The sequence below is a fragment of the Rhizobium sp. CBN3 genome, from assembly GCF_030518245.1.
GTDB lineage: Bacteria > Pseudomonadota > Alphaproteobacteria > Rhizobiales > Rhizobiaceae > Rhizobium > Rhizobium aethiopicum_A.
In genome coordinates this window covers 1-19,113 of sequence record NZ_JAULSE010000043.1, presented here as the reverse complement: position 1 = coordinate 19,113, position 19,113 = coordinate 1, and the positions used below count along the sequence as shown (strand labels likewise).

The window sequence follows — 19,113 nt, the reverse complement described above, 5'->3', positions numbered from 1 at the left end:
CCATCGGCTCTTCGGTCGAGGGATCGATGACCTCAAGTGTTTTCGAAACCGAGGGCTCGATCCACTCACCGTCGATATAGAAGCTGTGGGCGTGTTTCATTGGTGGCTCCCTTGAATGGCTCTGATCTATCCCCCTGCCGATTGAAATTCCGATCCGTCCCGCGGTCGCAACTGTCTGCATTTGTGGGAGAGGATATGAGAATCGCAGACGTCGCCGGCGATCGGAGTGGTGTACTGACCGAAGCTGAGGCCGATCACGGTGCCAGATTGTAAATCTCGGCAAGGTCGCTAAGATCCCAATTACCGCCAGACAAGACCGCACACACTTTTTCATCTGGCTTGACGTCTATGCCGCCGGCCAGCAGTCCTCCTATGCCGATGGAGGCGGCTGGTTCCGCGATCAATTTCGCATGCTTGGCGAGGGCACGCATTCCGGTAATGATGTGTTCGTCTTCAACAAGAACAATCTCGTCGACATATTTTTCGATAATCGGGTACGGATTTTGACCCGGAACGCTTAACCTCAGACCATCCGCGATCGTGTTTTTTAACGGAAGCGATGTGCGCTCCTTGTTTTTCCGGCTGTAAAAATATTTCGGCGTCAAGGCAGGCTCTGCCGCGATAACACGTACCGATGGCTTGGTTTCCTTAATCGCAGTGGCGATGCCCGAGATCAGCCCTCCACCGCCCAGGGGTACGATGACCGTGTCCACATCTTCCAAGTCTTCGAGGATCTCACACCCGATCGTTCCCTGACCAGCCATTACGACGGGGTCCTCGAAGCCGTGAATGACCGCATAATTGTGTCCTTCCGCGATCTCGTAGACTTTTCTCCATCGAGCAGCATTATCACCATCAAAAAGAATGACTTCCGCGCCAAGGGCTTCTGTATTGGCGATCTTGATTTTTGGCGTGGTGACCGGCAGCACCAGCAGCACTTTTACGCCGAGCATCTTGGCTGCGTAAGCGAGCGCCTGGGCGTGGTTCCCCGACGAGGTCGCAATTATCCCATTTGCCATCTCTTCTCGGGGCAGCGAGAGAGCCTTGTTCAGGGCGCCGCGGATCTTGAATGCGCCAGTGATCTGCAGGGTTTCCGGCTTGAGGTAGAGCTGACAACCAGCCGCTTTCTCGATTTTGTCGGCACGCAATAGCGGCGTGTGTCTGACGTGCGGCTTTAGCCGCTGCTGAGCTTCGCGGATGTCCTGAATGGTAGGATAGTTGCGCATGGTCATTCCTCAAAAAACTGGAAGAAAGTGCCGACATTGTTCGCAATGGCGTTGCGATAAATTTTGCTGGCGGTCGTATTGTCTTGTATGGCCATGCCAGTGGAGTCGAAAATGGTGATTTCGTCATCACCTTCCCGTCCCGGCTTCCTCCCCAACAACACCTCGCCGATTTCGCCGTGGATATCGTCCCTGGCAATGATGTTTTTATCCAGCGGGTGCCAGGTCTCGCCCTTTTGCGTGCATTGTGAAAGCGAGTCGACGATGATTTTGGCGTTTCGGAAAAGCTCCGGATCCAGCTCCTGTTTGCCGCGCTGATCCGTGCCGATTGCAACGATGTGCGTACCGGGTTTTACCCATTCCGCTTCCACAAGCGACCCTTTCCCTCGGGTCGTTGTGATCAGGATGTCGGCCCGCTCGACCGCCTCCTTCTTCGAGCTTGCGACGGTGACGGGAATGCCGAATTCGCGCTCGATATCCGCCTTGTATTTGGAACTTGTCTCGTAGGTGCTGTCCCAGGCGTGGATCTCTTCGATCTTCATGATCTCGTTGATCGCCCGGATTTGCATTCTTGCCTGATTGCCTGTGCCGATCGACGCGATCGTCCTGGCGTTCTTCCTGGCCAGTGCTTTGACGGAGACAGCTCCCGCCGCCCCGGTTCTGAGGCCGGTGATCAAGCTGCCATCCATGATGCAAATCAACGCACAGCTCCTGGCATCAAATAGCAGGATGGTGCCCATGCTGTTCGGCACGCCATGTTCTGCCGGATTGTTGGTGAACCCTCCGGAATGTGCTTTCATGGAGATGATTTCCGCGACTTTATCGTAGCCAAGCTTGAAGTCGATCTCGCCACGCAGCGAGGGCAGATGAATCCCGATATAGTCGGGCTGTTCCACCTGATCGCTGCTGAAGGCCCTGTAAGCCTCTTCGACCGCGCCGATGACCTCGGTCATGCTGATGAGCCGCTCTACGTCATGCTTCTTGAGCAACAGCGTTTTCATGCGTGACCTCTCTCATTCAATGGCGTCGGGGCATCAGGACCTGACCTGCATCGATCGTATCAGGGCCAATGTGGCTCTATTGGCCATATTCGCGGGACCTCAGGCAGATTGTTTTATATCGCACGGCGATTTTGGCAGAGAGTGCCGGCAGGCGTCTCATGGAGCTCGAGGGGAGTGCTGGAATGATCCCGTCACTTCCAATGCTAATATCGGCGAGTGATTGGGAGCTGACCCAGTCGATCTTACTCGCTGTCGCGTACGGGTACCGAATGACGAGCTTCCCAGGATTGGATTCTTTCAGCTCGCGAATTCTTTGCAACGCAAGCCCCATATTTCGCAACTGCGCTTTCGTTTCCGGCGTGACGACTTGACCGGGCTGTACCTGTCTGACGCGCCCGGCATCTCGACCGCGGATCACTCTGACCCAGCACTCACAAGGGCAAACGATATTTCCCTTCAGCATTTTGTGCTGAAGTTCCGCAGTATCCGGGCAGTTCAAGTGCGAGCTCGGGGCTATGATCGGGCATAACTTGAACAACTCCCCGCAAAGCAAGGAGGAAGCGAATGACCACTTTCCGTCCGAAATACATCACCTTCGACTGCCATGGCACGCTCATCAACTTCCAGATGGCGGAGGCCGCACGCGATCTTTACGGCGACCGAATGAGCGAGCAGAAAATGCTGCAGTTCATCGCGGACTTTTCCGCATATCGCCTTGATGAAGTCATGGCCGACTGGAAACCTTATGCGGACGTGGTCCACAACGCACTGGCAAGGACCTGCAAACGCAACGGCATCGACTTCAAGGACGAAGACGCGCAGATGGTTTACGAACGCGTTCCCACTTGGGGTCCGCATCCAGACGTTCCGGCAGGTCTTGCCAAGGTGGCCAAGGAAATTCCATTAGTCATTCTGTCAAATGCTATGAACTCGCAGATCATGTCCAACGTCGAGAAGCTCGGCGCGCCTTTCCACGCCGTCTACACCGCTGAACAGGCCGGCGCCTATAAGCCGCATTTCCGGACGTTCGAATATATGCTCGATATGCTTGGTTGCGGCCCGGAGGACATACTGCATTGCTCCTCCTCGTTCCGTTACGATCTGATGTCCGCACATGACCTCGGGATCAAGAACAAGGTTTGGGTCAATCGCGGTCACGAGCCGGCCAATCCCTATTACGGCTATACAGAGATTGCCGGGATTTCGGGTCTGCCCGGCGTCGTCGGGCTCTGAAGAATCCTGAATACGTCTGAATATCTCTCTTCCATCTCGGTTTACCGGAGAGAGGCCGAGAAACGTTACGGTTCAGCCGGGTCGGCGGAGCGATAACGGATCACATCGCGGGGCGAGGTGATTTTAAAAGTCCGACCCTAAATAACCATCCTGAGGCGGAAAGGGCCAGCGCCAGCGGCAAACGCCCGACCTTTATGGGGTCGGGCACAGTGGTCCTGGATTCCATCCCGACAATTGCTTTTCGGAAGCATGCTGCCCGACTTCAAACATTGCGGGGCTCTTAGAGGCGGACATCACAGAGATCTTTCCGCGACTCGCCAGTGTCGATCGAGCTTTGCGGCCTCGTCGACATAACAAAGGACCGGTTCCGCGCAGGCTTTCATCATGGCGTCTGGTACGCCATGGGTTACTGCGGCCATGGGGCCAAGCTTTCGACCCATCTCGGAATGCTGGCCGCCGATGCGATCCTCGGCCGCAATCCGATGAAGGGGCTCGACTGGCCATCCGTCCCGGAGGCACTTCGGAACCCCTGGTTCCTGCCGCTGGTCGGCATGTATTACAAGGTGCTGGACAGCGTCGGCTAGGAACTACACTGGCCTTCTGCCATGATCACAGCCCGCCGACCTCGACTCTGGAGCCGTCAAAGAAGCGCGACAGCCGGAACGGCGTGGGATCGACGCAAGGCCTATCGTTCGCAACCAGGTCGGCTGCCAGACGGCCGATGCCCGGGCCAATGCCGAAGCCATGGCCGGAACCGCCAGCGGCCAAATAAAGGCCTTTCACATGATCAGACGCCGAGATGACCGGTACCGCGTCCGGTGTGCAATCCACGTAGGCGCCCCAACTGTCGGCTATTTCGGTACCTGCAAGCGCCGGGAACTGCTGGGTGACCCCCTTCAGGATGGCTGCGATCGTTCGACGGCTTGGTCTTGGATCAAGAACACGGATCCGCTCGAAAGGCGAAAGCGTCTCCCCGTTCCAGCTTGCCAAGGCTTCGGGCCCATGAAACATGGATCTGCCGACGCCGATCTGAACCGCCTTCAGTCGCTTCAGAAACATCGGCATGAACCAGCGCGCATAGCGCAGGCCTTGCGGCGTGATATCCAAGGTCGCCCTGCCGCTGACAGCAAGTGTGTAACTGCCATCCAACCTGCGGGTCAGCGAGCACTCCGGTGTATAGATCGCCTCGCCGAGATTGGTTGTGGGGTGTGTACGAACTGCGGTCTGGCGCACGCTTGCCTGAGGGAACTGCACGCCGTACTGGCGACAGAACAGGGAGGCCCACGCCCCGCCGGCGTTGAGAACGGCCTGCGATCTGATGATCCCCTTTTCGGTAATGACGCCCGCAACTGCGCCATTGACGATATCAAGACCTCGCGCAGCGCATTCCTGGTGGATCGTCGCTCCGAACTTGCGGGCACCATTCGCGATCGTCGGCGCCGCAATGGCCGGCTCGCCCTTGCCATCATCGACCGAATGAACGCCGCCGAGCCAACGGCGACCTTGCGCGGGAACTCTGTCATGCGCCTCCCGAGCAGTCAGCATCTTCGTATTGACGTTGAATTGCCGGGCAAGTGCAAGCCATTGTTCCCATTCCGCCAGCTGCTGCGGGTTGTCTGTCGCATAGAACAGGCCGCATTGGCGGAAGCCGACGTCTTCGTCGATTTTCGCAGCAAATTGGTCCCACGCCTGCATGGAAACCCCCGAGAGCGGCAGTTCGCGCTCATCGCGGTTCTGCCGCCGGCACCAGCCCCAGTTTCGGCTTGACTGCTCACCCCCGACATATCCCTTTTCAATCAAAGCAACGGAGAGCCCCCGCTCTGCGAGAAAAAATGCCGCCGATGCGCCGATAATGCCGCCGCCGATGACGACGACGTCGGCCTTCGCGGGAAGCTCTTGATCGCTCTGTATGCGTTTGAGGAGTGGTGACATCGTGGCTGACCTGAATTGATTAGTCGGAGCTGTTTTCTGCCTGCCGCGCCGGAGCGTCTCGCGCGATAATGGCGATCGCGTCGATCTCAACGAGATAGCCGTAGTGCAGTTCGGGCACCGGAACCACAGTGCGCGCCGGGCGCGCCTCTCCCAGCCGCGCTGCATAAACCTGGTTGAAGCGCGGCCAGTTGCTGACGCCAACGATGTAGGCCGTCACCCTGACGAGATTGTCCGGGCTGCCGCCTGCGGCTTCGAGAACCGCCAGCATATTCTCGATGGCCTGCCCCGCCTGCGTCTCGAACCCATCGTCGGGAAGCGGCGCCCCATCCGGCCGAATCGGGAGCTGCCCTGATATATATAGATGCTCGCCCGCCAGTTTGGCCTGGACATAATGACCCGCAGGGCGGGGCGCGAGGTCGGTATAGATGGTCACGACGTCCGACATCACCAGCCTCCGAAGCGCGGCCAGCAGGTCTCAACTGCATGCGAGCCACCGCGGACAACATGATAGACTGAGTGCTGTGCTGCGGTTGCGCAAGCATGGTTCGGCAGGATCCGCACCCTGTCTCCGACCGCCAGGTCAGGCAGGCGAGCGTCCGACCCGGGTCGCACGGCTATAATTCCATGCTCCTGATTTGCATCGGCAACAATGATGTCGAGATAGGCGTTGCCCTCGAGGTCGCAGACGAGGCCATATCCCTGATCGACGACCTGCTTGCCGGTGCCACGGTCCCGCGACAGCGACATCCATCCGCCATCGGTGATGATCCAACCCTTCTCGCGCTGATGGCCGATAACCGTCGCCAGAACGCTGAGCGCGATGTCGTCGACTTGGCAAATGCCGATGCCTGCCATTACCAGATCGAAGAACACGAACACGCCGGCGCGGACTTCGGTCACTCCAGTAAGGTCCTTCGCGTGGTGGGCCGTTGGCGTCGAACCGACACTGACGACGGGGCACGGCAGACCCGCATCGCGCAGAAGACGCCCGGCATCAACAACGGCCAAGCGCTCCGCTTCCGCATAACGCTTCTGCTCCGCGACGCCCCCACCCTTATAGCTATCCCCAGCATGGGTCAGAACGCCACGCAGCTCAGCCCCTGCCGCCAGGATCTTCCCAATCTCCAGCAACTGAGCGTGATCGGCGGGCACCACACCCGAGCGATGGCCATCGCAGTCGATCTCGATCATGGCTGGGATCCGCATTCCGGCGTCTCGGGACGCCGCGGCAACCGCCTGCGCCTGCTCGAGGGTATCCAGTACGACCACCAGATCGACGCCCTCGGAGCGCAGCTCAACGACACGTGCAAGCTTTGCCGGCGCGATGCCGACCGCATAGATCATGTCGCGAACACCATCGGCCGCGAATTTCTCGGCTTCCTTCAGCGTGGAAACCGTCGCCGGTCCCTCGGGCGCACTCATGACCCGCCGGGCCACGTCGAGAGACTTCGCGGTTTTCAGATGCGGTCGAAGCGACACGCCCATGCCATCGAGCCGGTTCCTGAGCCGTGTGATATTACGGTCCATCCGGTCCGCGTCCAGAATCAGACAGGGCGTTTCCAGCGTGTCAAGAGTGGTTGTGGCCGCCAAGCGCGTGGAGGGGTCGAACATCGTTAGATCCATCAATCTGATCTCCAAATTCGAGATTCACCTTGTCGCTAAACCATAAAGATAGCAATTAATGGTCGGTGAAGGTTCGATTTAGCTGGCGGTTAACGGTGACAGCGTAATATCACCGGCGTCAGCCTGAATTCGCGTGAGCACGTCGATCTCCTTCTCGACCTCCAACCGCAGATCGGAACTGCCTGAGAACGCCCCATTGAAAGCCGCAGTGCCGATGGTAAACCCTGCGGCGCCAGATCGTACGACGGCCGCCATCCTATCAGGGTTGTCGATCGATCCGGCAACGACTACAGGCTTCTCAACGGCCTCGCACACCCGCGTCATCAACGCTTCGACATCGCCATTGAAGCGATAGGCGAGCAGATCGAGACCGCTCACACCGTCGATCGCAGCCATTTGCCGGGCACTTTCCAAAATTGTTTCGATCGTCCCATCGAGCTTGCTCGGATGACCAACGATCTTGCCGGGGAAGGGATAGTACTGGATGTTCCTCCCAGCGATAATTGGCAGAACGACATCCGGTCGGGTTCCGCCCATCAAGATATCGACGCCGAGATCGACCGCAGCCTGCGCGGACTGGCGCTCGCTCTCCTCGTCGAGGCTAACAACTTCAAGATAGAGCGTCGCACCCGCCTTTTTGATCGCCGAAGCAAGGCCCACGAGTTCATCGAACGGGAGGCCAATGTCCTTGAACCCCACATGCGTGATGCCTGCGGCAAGCACATCCTCGAGGCGCTCGGCGGCGTCGGCAACGGTCCGATCCTGGTTGGTCAGCATGAAAATGAAGTTGGGAGTCTGGGACATCGAAAGCGCTCCTAAATTGCGTTGAGAAGCAGGGCCTGATCGAAGGCATAGCGAAGAGAGGAATGGTCGGCCGTGCCGTGGCCCGCGATGTCGAATGCGGTGCCGTGATCGACACTGGTACGAATGAAGGGCAAGCCGATGGTGACGTTGACGCCGTTGTCGATGCCGAAATACTTGACCGGAATGAGCCCCTGATCGTGGTATTGTGCAACAACGATGTCGAACTCGCCCTTGCGGGCCCGCATGAAAATCGTGTCTCCGGGCCACGGGCCGGAAGCGTTTATTCCACATTCCTGAGCGCGCCTGATCGCCGGCGCGATGATGTCGAGATCTTCGCGTCCGAACATGCCGTTTTCACCGGCATGGGGATTGAGGCCGGCGACCGCAACGCGAGGCGAGGCGATGCCATAAGCCAGGCCAGCCTTGTGCGCCAATTCGATCGTTCTGAGCACAGAGTCACGCGTCACCAGGTCGATTGCGTCGCGCAATGACACGTGGATCGTCACGAGAATGACGCGCAACTCGGCGTTTGCCAGCATCATCGCGAACTTGTCGGTCCCGGACCGTTCAGCAAGGATTTCGGTGTGGCCGGGATAATTGAGCCCGCCCTTCTTCATTGCTTCCTTGTTGATCGGCGCGGTCACGATCGCCCCGATGTTTCCTGCCAGCGCTTCGTCGATCGCTCTCACGACATAGTCGTAGCTCGCGCGCCCGGCGCGAGCGTCCACCTGACCGATCGGCATATCGTCCGGCAGGTCCGAGACGTTGAGTACGGGTATGAGCGTCGTGTCTCGGATCGCCTCGTCGACCGACGCGATGGGCTGCACTTGGAGAGGACGGGCCAAGGCCCGCACCGCGCGTTCCATCACCTTTGCGTCGCCGATCACCACTGCTTGCTCCGGCAGTCCGTCCGCGAAAACGCGCGCAATGATTTCCGGGCCGATTCCACAGGGATCGCCCATCGTTATGCCAACAGGTTTCTTCATTTCTTAACTCCAAGCCAGAGGCCCCGAAGCAACTCGGCTGATTTCAGCAGGATATTGGACGAGCCGAAGCCGCCCGCCTTTGTGATGATGTGAATAGGGTGGGGGCCGGTTGCGCGGCCCACCGGGATGCCGGGCTCGACCTCGCCGAGAAGATTGAGAGAACTGATCTCAAGTTCGTTCAGCACGGATTCGGCAGTGTCACCGCCAGTCAAGAAGAGTCCGGTCACCGGATGATGCTCCATAATCGCGCGGACAGCCTTGCCAAGAGCGATGGCGATGGATCGAGGATCGGCGGAAGTGCCACGGTCCGACGTGGTTAAAATGACATCACCGCTCGTTCCGGATTGTCTGTATTGGGCAACGGCGTTTTCGGCCGCGAGGTCGGCAGAGGCAGACGCCACCTCGGCGTCGATGATGATCTGCCGGACGTTGCCAGTGCTCACCAGCCGTGAGCATTGCTCGCGGCTCAGGGGGTTGACGCTGCCAATGACGAAGAGATTGAGCGCCGCCGCGGGGGGCAACAGTGTGGTGTCATCGGCGCGACCCACAAAGTCTGCGAGTGCGATTGCGAGTCCTGGAGAACCGCACCAAAGGATGGATCTCGGATCCGCCGCCGATTTCACCAGCCGGGCCAGATCTTCCTGAGTTGTTGCGTCGGCGATCAACAACTTCCGGTGATCCGCGGCCAATTCTCCGGACTTCAATGCACGGATTTCCGCAAGCCCAAGGTAACGGATTTCCGCCTCCGGTATATCCGGAAACAGAGCCCGAAGATGGGAGGCCGCTATCGGGTGGAGCGGGTCCTTTGCAAACGCGGTTTCCTCCAACGGTACGCCATGAAGAAGCTGGCGCCCTCCTTCAGTAGTGCGTCCGCCTGCGGGGAAAGCCGGAGCGACGATTGCGATGGGCTTACCGGACGCCGCGAGTGCGGCCGTTATCTCAGCTCCAACGTGGCCGCGAATGGTGGAATCAACGGTATTGTAAAGGATTTCCGCGGATGCCAGGCTTTTTGCCGCCTGTGTCGCCCAATCGGCAGCGTCCTTCACGGATGCGGCCCGACTTGCTTTATTAATCGAGATGATCGCGACATCTTCAGGCGACGATCGCCGGTAGTTGCTGAAGACAATGCATCTGTGCCCCATGCTCACAAATGGTGAGGCGCCATCCGTTGCACTCGTCAAGTCATCGGCCAGGATTCCCACCTTCAAAATCGCTATCCTATCGGTTTTTGTGTGACGACGAGGATATTAGCGCTATTGCGTTTGCCGAAAAAACGATCAATTCTGACGGAAACCAGTCACTTTATCTCACAGATATGGCCGCACGATTCCCATCCTTATCCGCGCTTAGAGTGTTTGAAGCAGCTGCACGGCATTTGAATTTCGGGCGCGCCGGCGATGAATTGTTCGTCACGCACAGCGCCGTCAGCAAGCAGATCCGCATGCTTGAGGAAGACTTAGGGGTGGCCCTCTTTGAACGAAGAAACAGGGCCGTTTTTCTAACCGCCCCAGGACGGCGTCTGCTTGGCACCATGAGCGAGGTGTTTCGCCAGATCGGTGAGTGTTGCGATGAAATCAAAGGCGGGGGCTCGGCGCCGCTGGTGCTCTCATGTGAGCCGACATTCACCCAGCGCTGGCTGATCCGGCGCCTGCCGCAATTCAATGCACTTCATCCGGAGATTGAGGTTCATGTATTGGCCGCCGGCGGCCCTGTAAGCTTCGACAGGAGCCATATCGATCTGGCGCTCCGGAGAAGCGATTTCAGCTGGCCGCCGGAACTTTTCATGGAAACGGTGGTCGAAGAACGTGTCGGCCCCGTTTGCGCGCCAGGTCTTTTGGCTTCCGGCGGCAATGATATCCTCTCCTTGCCTCGCATTCATTCCGCCACCCGTCGAGATGCGTGGACGCGGTACATCTCCGACAATCAGATCGCAGATCCAAATCCACCCGGGAGCCAGGTCTTCGAACATTTCTATTTGAGTATCGAGGCGGCAATCGCGGGGCTGGGTGCTGCGATCGGCCCGGAGCCGCTGGTCGCCGACGCTGTGGAAAATGGGCAATTGGTGGCTCCCCACGGGTTCTCCAGCAACGGCTACAGCTACATCCTGTTGAGTCGCCTTCCTTTCGAAGGCGATGCCAGGAAACGGAGCTTCCTGTCCTGGCTTCGTCGGCAGTTTAAGTAGACCCGCCGGCTGAAATCGGCGACATCAGGGCCGTGGCGGTGGGCACGCGTCAACACGCTCAATACCAATTTTCAGACCAAGTTCTCAGATACTCGGACCGAGTATGTTCGTTCTGGCGTCAATGATGTGATCATACATGTTTCGCTCCGCCTCTCTGCTATCACGATCCTTTATCGCATCGAGAATCGCCTGATGGCTGACGATATAGGCCGTCATGCGCTCAGAGGTCAGCGACTGTTCCTTCATTTTTCCCCAGAGGTTCCCGGCGCGCACCGCGTGAATACCTTCATAGAGCGATGCCAGAAGGCCGTTACGCGCGGCCTGGACGATAATGCGATGAAAGACGGCGTCCCATTTCTCAAATTCGACCAAAGATTCCGATGCGTTGCCTCGCGCTATTGATTTCTGCATTTCTTCGACTTCCTGCCTGGTCGCGCGTAATGCCGCCAGTGCCGCTATCTTAGGCTCTATGATCAGCCTCGCCTCGAAGACTTCCGCTGGATAGGTCCGCAATGTTTCTCCGTCACTGCTTGCCGGCCGGCGGAGGGCACTGGAACCTACGCCACTGCCGGCGATGAAGGTGCCTCTGCCGACATGTCTGATGAGGCGACCTTCCTTCTCCAGCGAACTGAGCATCCGTCTGAGGGCGGTACGCGGCAGCCCCAGTTTCAGAGCCAAGTCGCGCTCAGGAGGCAGTCGATCTCCAGGCTCCAGGCCTTCCGCCTCAATGAAATCTTTCAACACCACGCTCATGAGCCCTCCGATAAAAATTTCTCGAAACCAATTTGATCTATATTGACACCAATAGCAAGACCAATCTTATATTAATCGCAGAACCAACGCCGATTGGTAGCGAATGGCGCTGAGGCCCAGAAACGGGCTGCGCACCGCTCGAGAGGTTATGAGCGGCACGCTTAGAACAGCGGCCAAACCTCAATGAAGAAGCTGCGCAACAAGGGAGTTATATCGATGGCCAATATGACCGAGGCTGTTAGAGCAGACGACGCAGCGCTTTCGGTGCGCGCCCTGACAGTCGACCTCCCGAAAGGCATGGAACGGGCTCATGCCGTCGAAAATGTATCCTTCGACCTCAAGCGTGGCCAAATCCTTTGCATCATCGGTGAGTCTGGATCGGGCAAGTCGGTAACCGCAAACACAATCATGGGTCTCTTGCCCAAGATTATTCCGGTCTCTTCGGGTGCGATCAATCTCGATGGAACGACGATCGTCGGGGCGCCGGCAAAAAAGCTGCGCCAGCTGCGCGGCCGTGTCGTGTCCATGATCTTTCAAGATCCGCTTTCGGCGCTCAACCCGCTGATGACGGTCGGCGAGCAAGTTACTGAAGTGATGGCCGCGCATGGAGTGGGTACCAAGGTCTCACGCCGTGATCGCGCCCTCGAATTGCTGACGGAAGTCGGCCTTCCCGATCCGGCACTGATGTACTACCAGTATCCGTTCAGGCTTTCCGGTGGTCAGCGCCAGCGCGTCATGATCGCCATGGCGCTGGCCCTTGAGCCGACCGTGCTGATCGCAGACGAACCGACGACAGCCCTTGACGTAACCACGCAGGCGCAGATCCTGAAGCTCATCCGTGACATTCAGCGCCGCAAGGATATGAGCGTCATGTTCATCACCCACGACTTCGGCGTCGTCGCAGAAATTGCCGACAGCGTCGTGGTTATGGAGAAAGGGCGGATTGTCGAGCAGGGCACCGCCAACCAGGTTCTGAAATCACCCAGCCACCCCTACACCCAGCGCTTGATCGCAGCGGTTCCGCGCCTCACGGGCGAGGACAGGAAGCTCAAGGTGCAAACGAGCGACGAGACAATCCTGACAGTCAGTGGCTTGTGCAAGACTTATCGCAGCGGCAGTGCGCTGTTCGGCAGCCAGCGTGTGGTGCCCGCGGTGCAGGACGCCTCATTCACCTTGGCTTCTGGCCGCACTCTTGGCATTGTCGGCGAAAGTGGTTCCGGAAAGTCGTCGTTGGGGCGACTGCTGATCAAGCTTCAGGATAGCGACAGCGGTCAGATCCTGTTTGAGGGCAAGGACATCGTCAAGCTCTCTGAATCCGAGTTCCGGCCGCTGCGGCCTCGGATTCAGATGATCTTTCAGGATCCCTTTGCCTCGCTCAATCCACGCTCCACCATCGGTCAGATATTGACCGTCGGGCCCGTCGCACATGGTATGCCCTACGCGCACGCGCGCGAAGAGGCGCGGGCGTTGCTATCCCACGTCGGTCTCGATGCAGGCGCCTTCGGCCGCTACCCGCACGAATTCTCGGGTGGTCAGCGCCAGCGCATCGGCATCGCACGGGCCTTGATGTTCAAGCCCAAGCTGCTGATTGCCGACGAAGCAGTCTCCGCGCTCGACGTGTCGATCCAGGCCCAGATCCTCAAACTGCTTGACCAAATCCAGCGCGAGACCGGCGTATCGATGGTCTTCATCACCCATGATCTTCGTGTCGCCAGCCAGATCTGCGACGAAATTGCCGTGATGCAGAAGGGCCGGGTCGTCGAGCGTGGCCCGCCGTCTCAGATTTTCCTGAAACCGCAATCCGACTACACGCGTGAACTTGTGGCCGCAATCCCGGGAGAACGAGGCAGAGATAATTGCGAAAGTGCAATCGGCTCACCGCAGTAGGTTCCTAATGAGCAAAAAGAGAGGGAATGAAATGACAAAAGAGTCTACGACCAAAACAAATATTTCTCGGCGCGACGCACTGCGCCTGATGGCAGCCGGCGGCATTGCATGCTTTGCTGCCCCCAACCTGATCGGCAAGCCTGATATTGCCTGGGCAGCGGACAAGAAACCTGCGGGTCGCGTCGTGGTCGGGCTTTCGCAGGAACCGACCGTGTTCAATCCGCTCATGGCACATATCGAAACTGACGATGCGGTCCACTTCTCGCTCTTCGACGCGCTCTTTCGCATGGATCCGCAAGGCGTGCTTCAGCCCAATCTTGCGCTAGAAGTGCCCACGCAGAAGAACGGCGGCATCTCGGCGGATGGCCTGAACTGGCGCGTTCGCCTGCGTGATGATGTCCGCTGGCATGACGGCAAGCCCTTTACGGCTGAGGATGTGAAGTTCACCCTTGAACTGATCACCAATCCGAAATTCCGCGCCTGGCGCACAGGCGGCCATTCGCTGGTACGTGATCTCACGGTGGTTTCGCCAACTGAAATCACCTGGCGGATGGAGCAGGTCTTCGCCCCTTACCTGTCGTTTCTCACCGAGACCTTCATCGTGCCAAAGCACCTTCTCGAAAATGAGGCCGATCCGAACGCAGCAGCCTTCAACCAGGCGCCCGTTGGCACCGGTGCCTTCAAGTGGAGCCAGCGCGTGGCCGGCGACCACCTCGAGCTGGCAGCGAACCCGGATTATTTTGGGGATGGCCCCTATGTCGAACAGGTTGTATTCAAATACATCCCCGACCAGACGGTGCTCTACACCCAATTCAAGAGCGGCGACATCGACCTCACCGACCAGGCGTACATCACGCCCGACCACTACGACGAAGCCAGCAAATTGCCGGGCCGTGTGGTGAGCCTGGTGCCAGGTGCCTCCGTCGAGTCGTTCTATCTCAACCTGGAGCGGCCGCAATTCAAGGAACTTGCGGTGCGTCAGGCACTCTATGCTGCAATGGACAGAGCGGCAATCATCGACGCGCTCTATTTCGGCGTTGTGACAACGACCGAAACCTTCATGCCGAAGGAGTCGTTCTACTTCAATCCGAAGCTTCCGGCACAGGAATTCAATCTCGATGCCGCACGCAAGCTCCTCGACGACGCCGGTTGGGTCCCGGGGTCGGATGGGATCCGTGAAAAGAACGGCGTGAAGCTCGCATTCAACAATTCGACAACATCGGGCAACAATCTCCGTGAGCAGGTGCAGCAGTTCCTGCAGCAGACGTTCGCGGAAATCGGCGTCCAGATGACGATCTCGAATTTGCCGGCTGCCGTCATGTTTGGCGAATTCTGGCTGAAGTCACAGTTCGACACGGCGATCTCCGGCGTTACGCATCTGATCGCCGCGGACCCCGATGCAACCAATCGTCTTGCGAGCAGCGCGATTGCCGCGAAGGGTGGAAAGGGATCGAACGTCGGCCAGTATTCCAATCCGGAAGTGGATGCGCTGCTCAAGAAGGGGGCCCAGACCTTCGATCCGGATGCACGTCGTGAAATCTACTACCGTATCCAGGAAATCGTGCGTCAGGACCTTCCCTTCCTTCCTCTGTTTGCCGCCACCTATGTGGTTGGCAAGAAGGAAGGCCTTGAAGGCTGGGAGCCGAATACGAACACGCGCACGGCATCCTGGCATGCTGCCGGCTGGCGCTGGAAGAGCTGAGTTAACCTCCCGCCGTCGCCGCCGCGCCTCGCGGCGGCGACCTCTATTGGCGCTATCACAGGGAGAGCCTGAATGCGTAGCTTCCTACTTAACCGGTTCGCTCAGAGCCTCGTACTGCTCCTGATCGTTTCCGTCATCGGCTTCGTGGTCCTCAACCTGATTCCGGGCGGGCCCCTGGCACAATTCGGGCTCGATGCGAGCATGACGCAGGACGACTTGAACCGACTGGCGGGGCAGTTGGGCCTGAACCGTCCTCTGTGGATGCAGTATCTGGACTGGGCTTGGCGCCTGTTGAGAGGAGACTGGGGCCACTCATTCCGCGACGGAGCGCCGGTTCTCGAGGTAATTGGACGACACCTCATGGCAACGCTGTTGCTGATGGGATCGTCCACCGTCATCGCAATCGCCATCGGTACCTGGATCGGCGTTCGCGGCGCCGTAAAGCGCTATTCAATTTTCGACTACATGGCGACGGTCGGTGCGATGGTAGCCCTCTCGATCCCGACTTTCTGGTTCGGGCTAATCGGTATCTACGTCTTCTCGCTCAGACTTGGCTGGCTGCCAGCCGGCAACATGTACACGATCGGGGACGAATCCCTTCTGAACTATCTCCACCATCTTATTCTGCCCAGCGTCGTGCTCGCGCTCGTGCATGTGGCCATCTGGAGCCGCTACATGCGAACGGCTACTCTCGATGTTATCAATCAGGAATTCATCAAGACCGCCCGCGCCAAAGGATTAAGTGAGCGTCGCATCCTGATGAAACATGTCATCGGCAATGCTCTCCTGCCGATGATCACACTCCTTGGGATGCAGCTTCCCAGCGTCCTTACGGGTGCTCTGGTCACCGAGACGGTGTTTACCTGGCCGGGCATGGGACGCCTGTTCCTCGACAGCCTCGGCTACAGTGACTACCCGGTGGTGATGGGATTGCTCATGTTCTCAGCGATCCTTGTCGTGGTGTGCAACCTCGCCGCCGACATCGTTGTCGCCATCATCGATCCCCGTATCCGTCTGAGTTAAGCGCCATGAACGCTCATCAGGAGTCAGCCATCATGACTGCCATTGCCGCAAATTCGCCCCGGGAGCGCTGGTGGAACAGCCGAACTGCGCACCGTTTCATGAAGCACCATCTGGCCCTCATCGGGATGGTGATGATCGCCCTCCTGACGCTGGCATGCGTCTTGGGTCCCCATTTATTGCCGTACGATTCCCTCTATATCGACCTGCGTGCCCGCTTCGCGCCGCCCCTGACCGGGCAGCATTATCTCGGCACGGACCCGCTGGGACGAGACCTGGCGGCCCGCCTGTTCATGGCGGGGCGGATTTCGCTCTTGGTCGGCTTCTCAGCGATGGTGTTGTCGACGCTGATCGGAACCCTTGTCGGCGTGGTGGCGGGATACAGGGGAGGCTTGGCGGGCACCGTGCTGATGCGCGCCGTCGATGGCTTCCTTTCCTTTCCATCCATATTCCTTGTGCTTGCTCTTGCCGCTGCGCTGAAGCCAAACCCGATCATGATTACCGTCGTCATCGCTGCCACAAGCTGGATGGAAGTTGCCCGCATCGTCGAGGCCGAGGTCCGCTCCCTGCGTGAGCGTGAATTCGTGCTGGCCGGCCGCATGTTGGGACTGAGCGCAACGCACATCATGTTTCGCGAAATCCTTCCCAATGCCATGGGTCCAATTATAGTCGCGGCGACCCTGACCGTCGCCCGGGCGATCCTGATGGAGGCTTACATCAGCTTCCTTGGCTATGGAATTCAGCCGCCGCTGCCCAGCTGGGGTAATATGCTGAACGGCGCACAGCAATATTTGGGGACGGCACCTTGGCTGGCGATCATTCCCGGTGCGGCCATAACGATCGCTGTCACAAGCTTCAATTTCATCGGCGACGGGCTGCGCGATGCGTTCGATGTTCGCGGTGATCACAGCTGAGAGAAACATCATCTCGGGCGGCGCCAGAAGACGCTGAGGCGAACGCATGGTCGGCGGAACAAAGACGACCTCACCGCCACCGCCAGGGACGGGAACGTAGCGCGCACGCCCATCAATTAACCCAGCTTTTAGCGCTTCCAGTCGGAGATGACTGGAACGCAACGCCAGAGGAATAGACTATGCCGGTGCAGGTTCAGAAAGTAAGTGATAGCGACTCTTTTCCAACCCAAGTCGATGTCGTCGTCATCGGGGCGGGCATCGTGGGTACCTGCACGGCTTATGAGCTCGCCCGTAAAAGGGTATCGGTAGCCCTGCTTGAAAAAGGCATTGTCGGTGGCGAGCAATCGAGCCGCAACTGGGGATGGGTTCGTCAGCAAAACCGGGATCTCTATGAGCTTGCACTGGCCATGTACAGTCTGCGGCGCTGGGAGGAACTGAGCGCCGAGACCGGTCGCGATCTCGGCTTCCGTCGAACCGGGATACTTTACTGCACGAAGAACCAGGCTGACGTCGCCCGATGGGAAAAGTGGGGCCAGGCTGCGCGCCTCCAAGGATTTCACAGCCAGATCCTCAGTGCTTCCGAGGCCAATCAGCGAGCGTCGGGCGGTACGTCCTCATGGATTGGCGGCGTCTGGTCTCCGACGGATGGGCGGGCGGAGCCTAGCCTTGCCGTACCGGCCATCGCTGAGGCCGCGAAGGAAAACGGCGTATTGCTCCATCAAAACTGCGCCGTTCGAGGCCTCGATATTAGCAACGGCCAGGTAACAGGCGTGTGGACAGAGCGGGGACTTGTGAAAGCCGGTACCGTTGTTTGCGCCGGCGGGGCATGGGCTTCCCGGTTTTCTCATCGATATGGCATTGAGCTTCCCGTCGCAAACATCTCCGGGACTGCAATTAAGACGACTCCCGCGCCCGAGATCATTCAAGCAGGATGTCTCTCGGCGTCAAACTTCGTGTTGCGGCGCCGGACAGACGGCGCCTACACGATCGCCGTGCCGGGACGAGGCACGCTCGACATTACGCCGCGGGGGATGCGATACGCGTGCAAATTCTACCAGATGTACCGCAGCAAGATCGGCAAGAAGTTGAAGTACCGTCTGAACAGCAGCTTCTGGAATGGGCCCGATGCTTTCAGTAGTTGGGAGAACGACGAAATCTCGCCGTTCGAGAAGAACCGCATTCTTGATCCTGCGCCTGACCGGAACCTCGTGAAGCTAGCATTGAGGAACCTCGAACGCGAATACCCGGCGCTCAAGGGAATCGGCGTCGAGCGCGCGTGGGGAGGACTCATCGATACTTCGCCAGATCTCGTCCCTGTTATTTCTAGAGTGGAGCAACTGCCTGGTTACGTGATCGCGGCGGGGTTCAGCGGACACGGCTTTGCCATCGGACCGGGGGCAGGCCGGCTGGTGAGCGAGATCGTCATGAACGAGACCCCGATCACAGACATCTCACCCTACAGGCTGAGCCGCTTCAGCGACGGCTCGGCAATCAGACGGCCGGAAATGATGTAACGGCCGACGTAAGTTTGCGGTCCAAGATTCTGCTGTCAGTGTGCCTGTAAACTGGCCTCAGACCGACAAATGGGTTGGGACATCAATAAGACAGAACTGGCTTCAAGATTCTCGTCTAGCGGGATCAATTTCCAGGAGCCAATCACAGGGAGTTAATCAGTGGTCCTCGATCGCTACACCGTGTCGCGTATCATTCGCGAACAAGCATTCATAGACCGGGAAAAATATCTGAAATGGTACGAGGAAAGCATTGAAAACCCGGACAAATTCTGGGGCAAGCACGGCAAGCGGATCGACTGGTTCAAACCTTATACCAAGGTCAAGAACACCTCCTTTACC

Annotated in this window: 17 protein-coding genes and 1 pseudogene; 9 read left to right on the top strand and 9 right to left on the bottom strand. The window is 58.5% G+C overall.

What is annotated here, in order from left to right:
• Positions 1–254 precede the first annotated feature (254 nt).
• Entirely contained in the window at positions 255–1,232 is a 978-nt protein-coding gene (locus QWJ46_RS29860; RefSeq protein WP_302756108.1) for a threonine/serine dehydratase, read from the bottom strand.
• Entirely contained in the window at positions 1,229–2,224 is a 996-nt protein-coding gene (locus QWJ46_RS29855) for an ornithine cyclodeaminase family protein (protein WP_302756106.1), read from the bottom strand. Before QWJ46_RS29855 ends, QWJ46_RS29860 begins: the two co-directional genes overlap by 4 nt.
• Before the next feature lie 564 nt (positions 2,225–2,788).
• Here QWJ46_RS29855 and QWJ46_RS29850 point away from each other — a divergent pair.
• Complete coding sequence (locus QWJ46_RS29850; RefSeq protein ID WP_302756104.1) at positions 2,789–3,457, top strand: haloacid dehalogenase type II; 669 nt, start codon at positions 2,789–2,791, stop codon at positions 3,455–3,457.
• A 277-nt stretch (positions 3,458–3,734) separates the two neighbouring features.
• A pseudogene (locus QWJ46_RS29845) lies at positions 3,735–4,041 on the top strand (FAD-dependent oxidoreductase); the annotation flags it as partial.
• 25 nt (positions 4,042–4,066) lie between these two features.
• Here the strand turns inward: QWJ46_RS29845 and QWJ46_RS29840 are convergent.
• The 6 genes from QWJ46_RS29840 to QWJ46_RS29815 all read right to left on the bottom strand — a co-directional run bounded on the left by QWJ46_RS29840 (position 4,067) and on the right by QWJ46_RS29815 (position 10,004).
• Positions 4,067–5,389: an FAD-binding oxidoreductase gene (locus QWJ46_RS29840; RefSeq protein ID WP_302756103.1), complete on the bottom strand. Its 1,323-nt coding sequence runs from the start codon at positions 5,387–5,389 to the stop codon at positions 4,067–4,069.
• Between the two features lie 19 nt (positions 5,390–5,408).
• Complete coding sequence (locus QWJ46_RS29835) at positions 5,409–5,834, bottom strand: RidA family protein (RefSeq protein ID WP_184459214.1); 426 nt, start codon at positions 5,832–5,834, stop codon at positions 5,409–5,411.
• Positions 5,834–7,012: a DSD1 family PLP-dependent enzyme gene (locus tag QWJ46_RS29830; RefSeq protein ID WP_302756099.1), complete on the bottom strand. Its 1,179-nt coding sequence runs from the start codon at positions 7,010–7,012 to the stop codon at positions 5,834–5,836. The genes QWJ46_RS29835 and QWJ46_RS29830 overlap by 1 nt, the downstream gene beginning before the upstream one ends.
• A 78-nt stretch (positions 7,013–7,090) precedes the next feature.
• Entirely contained in the window at positions 7,091–7,816 is a 726-nt protein-coding gene (locus QWJ46_RS29825; protein ID WP_302756097.1) for a 4-hydroxythreonine-4-phosphate dehydrogenase, read from the bottom strand.
• A gap of 11 nt (positions 7,817–7,827) precedes the next feature.
• Positions 7,828–8,802 (bottom strand): 4-hydroxythreonine-4-phosphate dehydrogenase PdxA, encoded by a 975-nt coding sequence (gene pdxA, locus QWJ46_RS29820; RefSeq protein WP_302756095.1) that lies wholly within the window; start codon positions 8,800–8,802, stop codon positions 7,828–7,830.
• Positions 8,799–10,004: a four-carbon acid sugar kinase family protein gene (locus QWJ46_RS29815; RefSeq protein WP_302756113.1), complete on the bottom strand. Its 1,206-nt coding sequence runs from the start codon at positions 10,002–10,004 to the stop codon at positions 8,799–8,801. The genes pdxA and QWJ46_RS29815 overlap by 4 nt, the downstream gene beginning before the upstream one ends.
• Before the next feature lie 113 nt (positions 10,005–10,117).
• On the opposite strand from QWJ46_RS29815, the gene QWJ46_RS29810 reads away from it, so the two are divergent.
• The gene (locus QWJ46_RS29810) at positions 10,118–10,984 is read left to right on the top strand and encodes a LysR substrate-binding domain-containing protein (RefSeq protein WP_368046104.1); all 867 of its coding nucleotides are present in this window, start codon (positions 10,118–10,120) and stop codon (positions 10,982–10,984) included.
• An 84-nt stretch (positions 10,985–11,068) separates the two neighbouring features.
• Here QWJ46_RS29810 and QWJ46_RS29805 read toward each other — a convergent pair whose 3' ends face one another.
• A complete protein-coding gene (locus QWJ46_RS29805) occupies positions 11,069–11,737 on the bottom strand; it encodes a FadR/GntR family transcriptional regulator (RefSeq protein ID WP_302756091.1) in 669 nt (222 codons plus the stop codon).
• Positions 11,738–11,953: 216 nt separating this feature from the next.
• Here QWJ46_RS29805 and QWJ46_RS29800 point away from each other — a divergent pair, with 216 nt between their 5' ends.
• The 6 genes from QWJ46_RS29800 to QWJ46_RS29775 all read left to right on the top strand — a co-directional run.
• Positions 11,954–13,624 (top strand): ABC transporter ATP-binding protein, encoded by a 1,671-nt coding sequence (locus QWJ46_RS29800; RefSeq protein WP_302756112.1) that lies wholly within the window; start codon positions 11,954–11,956, stop codon positions 13,622–13,624.
• Positions 13,625–13,655: 31 nt separating this feature from the next.
• Positions 13,656–15,326, top strand: coding sequence for a peptide ABC transporter substrate-binding protein (locus QWJ46_RS29795; RefSeq protein WP_302756110.1), 1,671 nt, complete (start codon positions 13,656–13,658; stop codon positions 15,324–15,326).
• A gap of 72 nt (positions 15,327–15,398) precedes the next feature.
• The gene (locus QWJ46_RS29790; protein WP_302756089.1) at positions 15,399–16,349 is read left to right on the top strand and encodes an ABC transporter permease; all 951 of its coding nucleotides are present in this window, start codon (positions 15,399–15,401) and stop codon (positions 16,347–16,349) included.
• Positions 16,350–16,381: 32 nt separating this feature from the next.
• A complete protein-coding gene (locus tag QWJ46_RS29785) occupies positions 16,382–17,260 on the top strand; it encodes an ABC transporter permease (RefSeq protein WP_302756086.1) in 879 nt (292 codons plus the stop codon).
• 179 nt (positions 17,261–17,439) lie between these two features.
• A complete protein-coding gene (locus tag QWJ46_RS29780) occupies positions 17,440–18,774 on the top strand; it encodes an FAD-binding oxidoreductase (protein ID WP_302756084.1) in 1,335 nt (444 codons plus the stop codon).
• A 159-nt stretch (positions 18,775–18,933) separates the two neighbouring features.
• On the top strand, positions 18,934–19,113 hold a 180-nt coding region (locus tag QWJ46_RS29775), incomplete at its 3' end, for an acetyl-coenzyme A synthetase N-terminal domain-containing protein (RefSeq protein ID WP_302756082.1).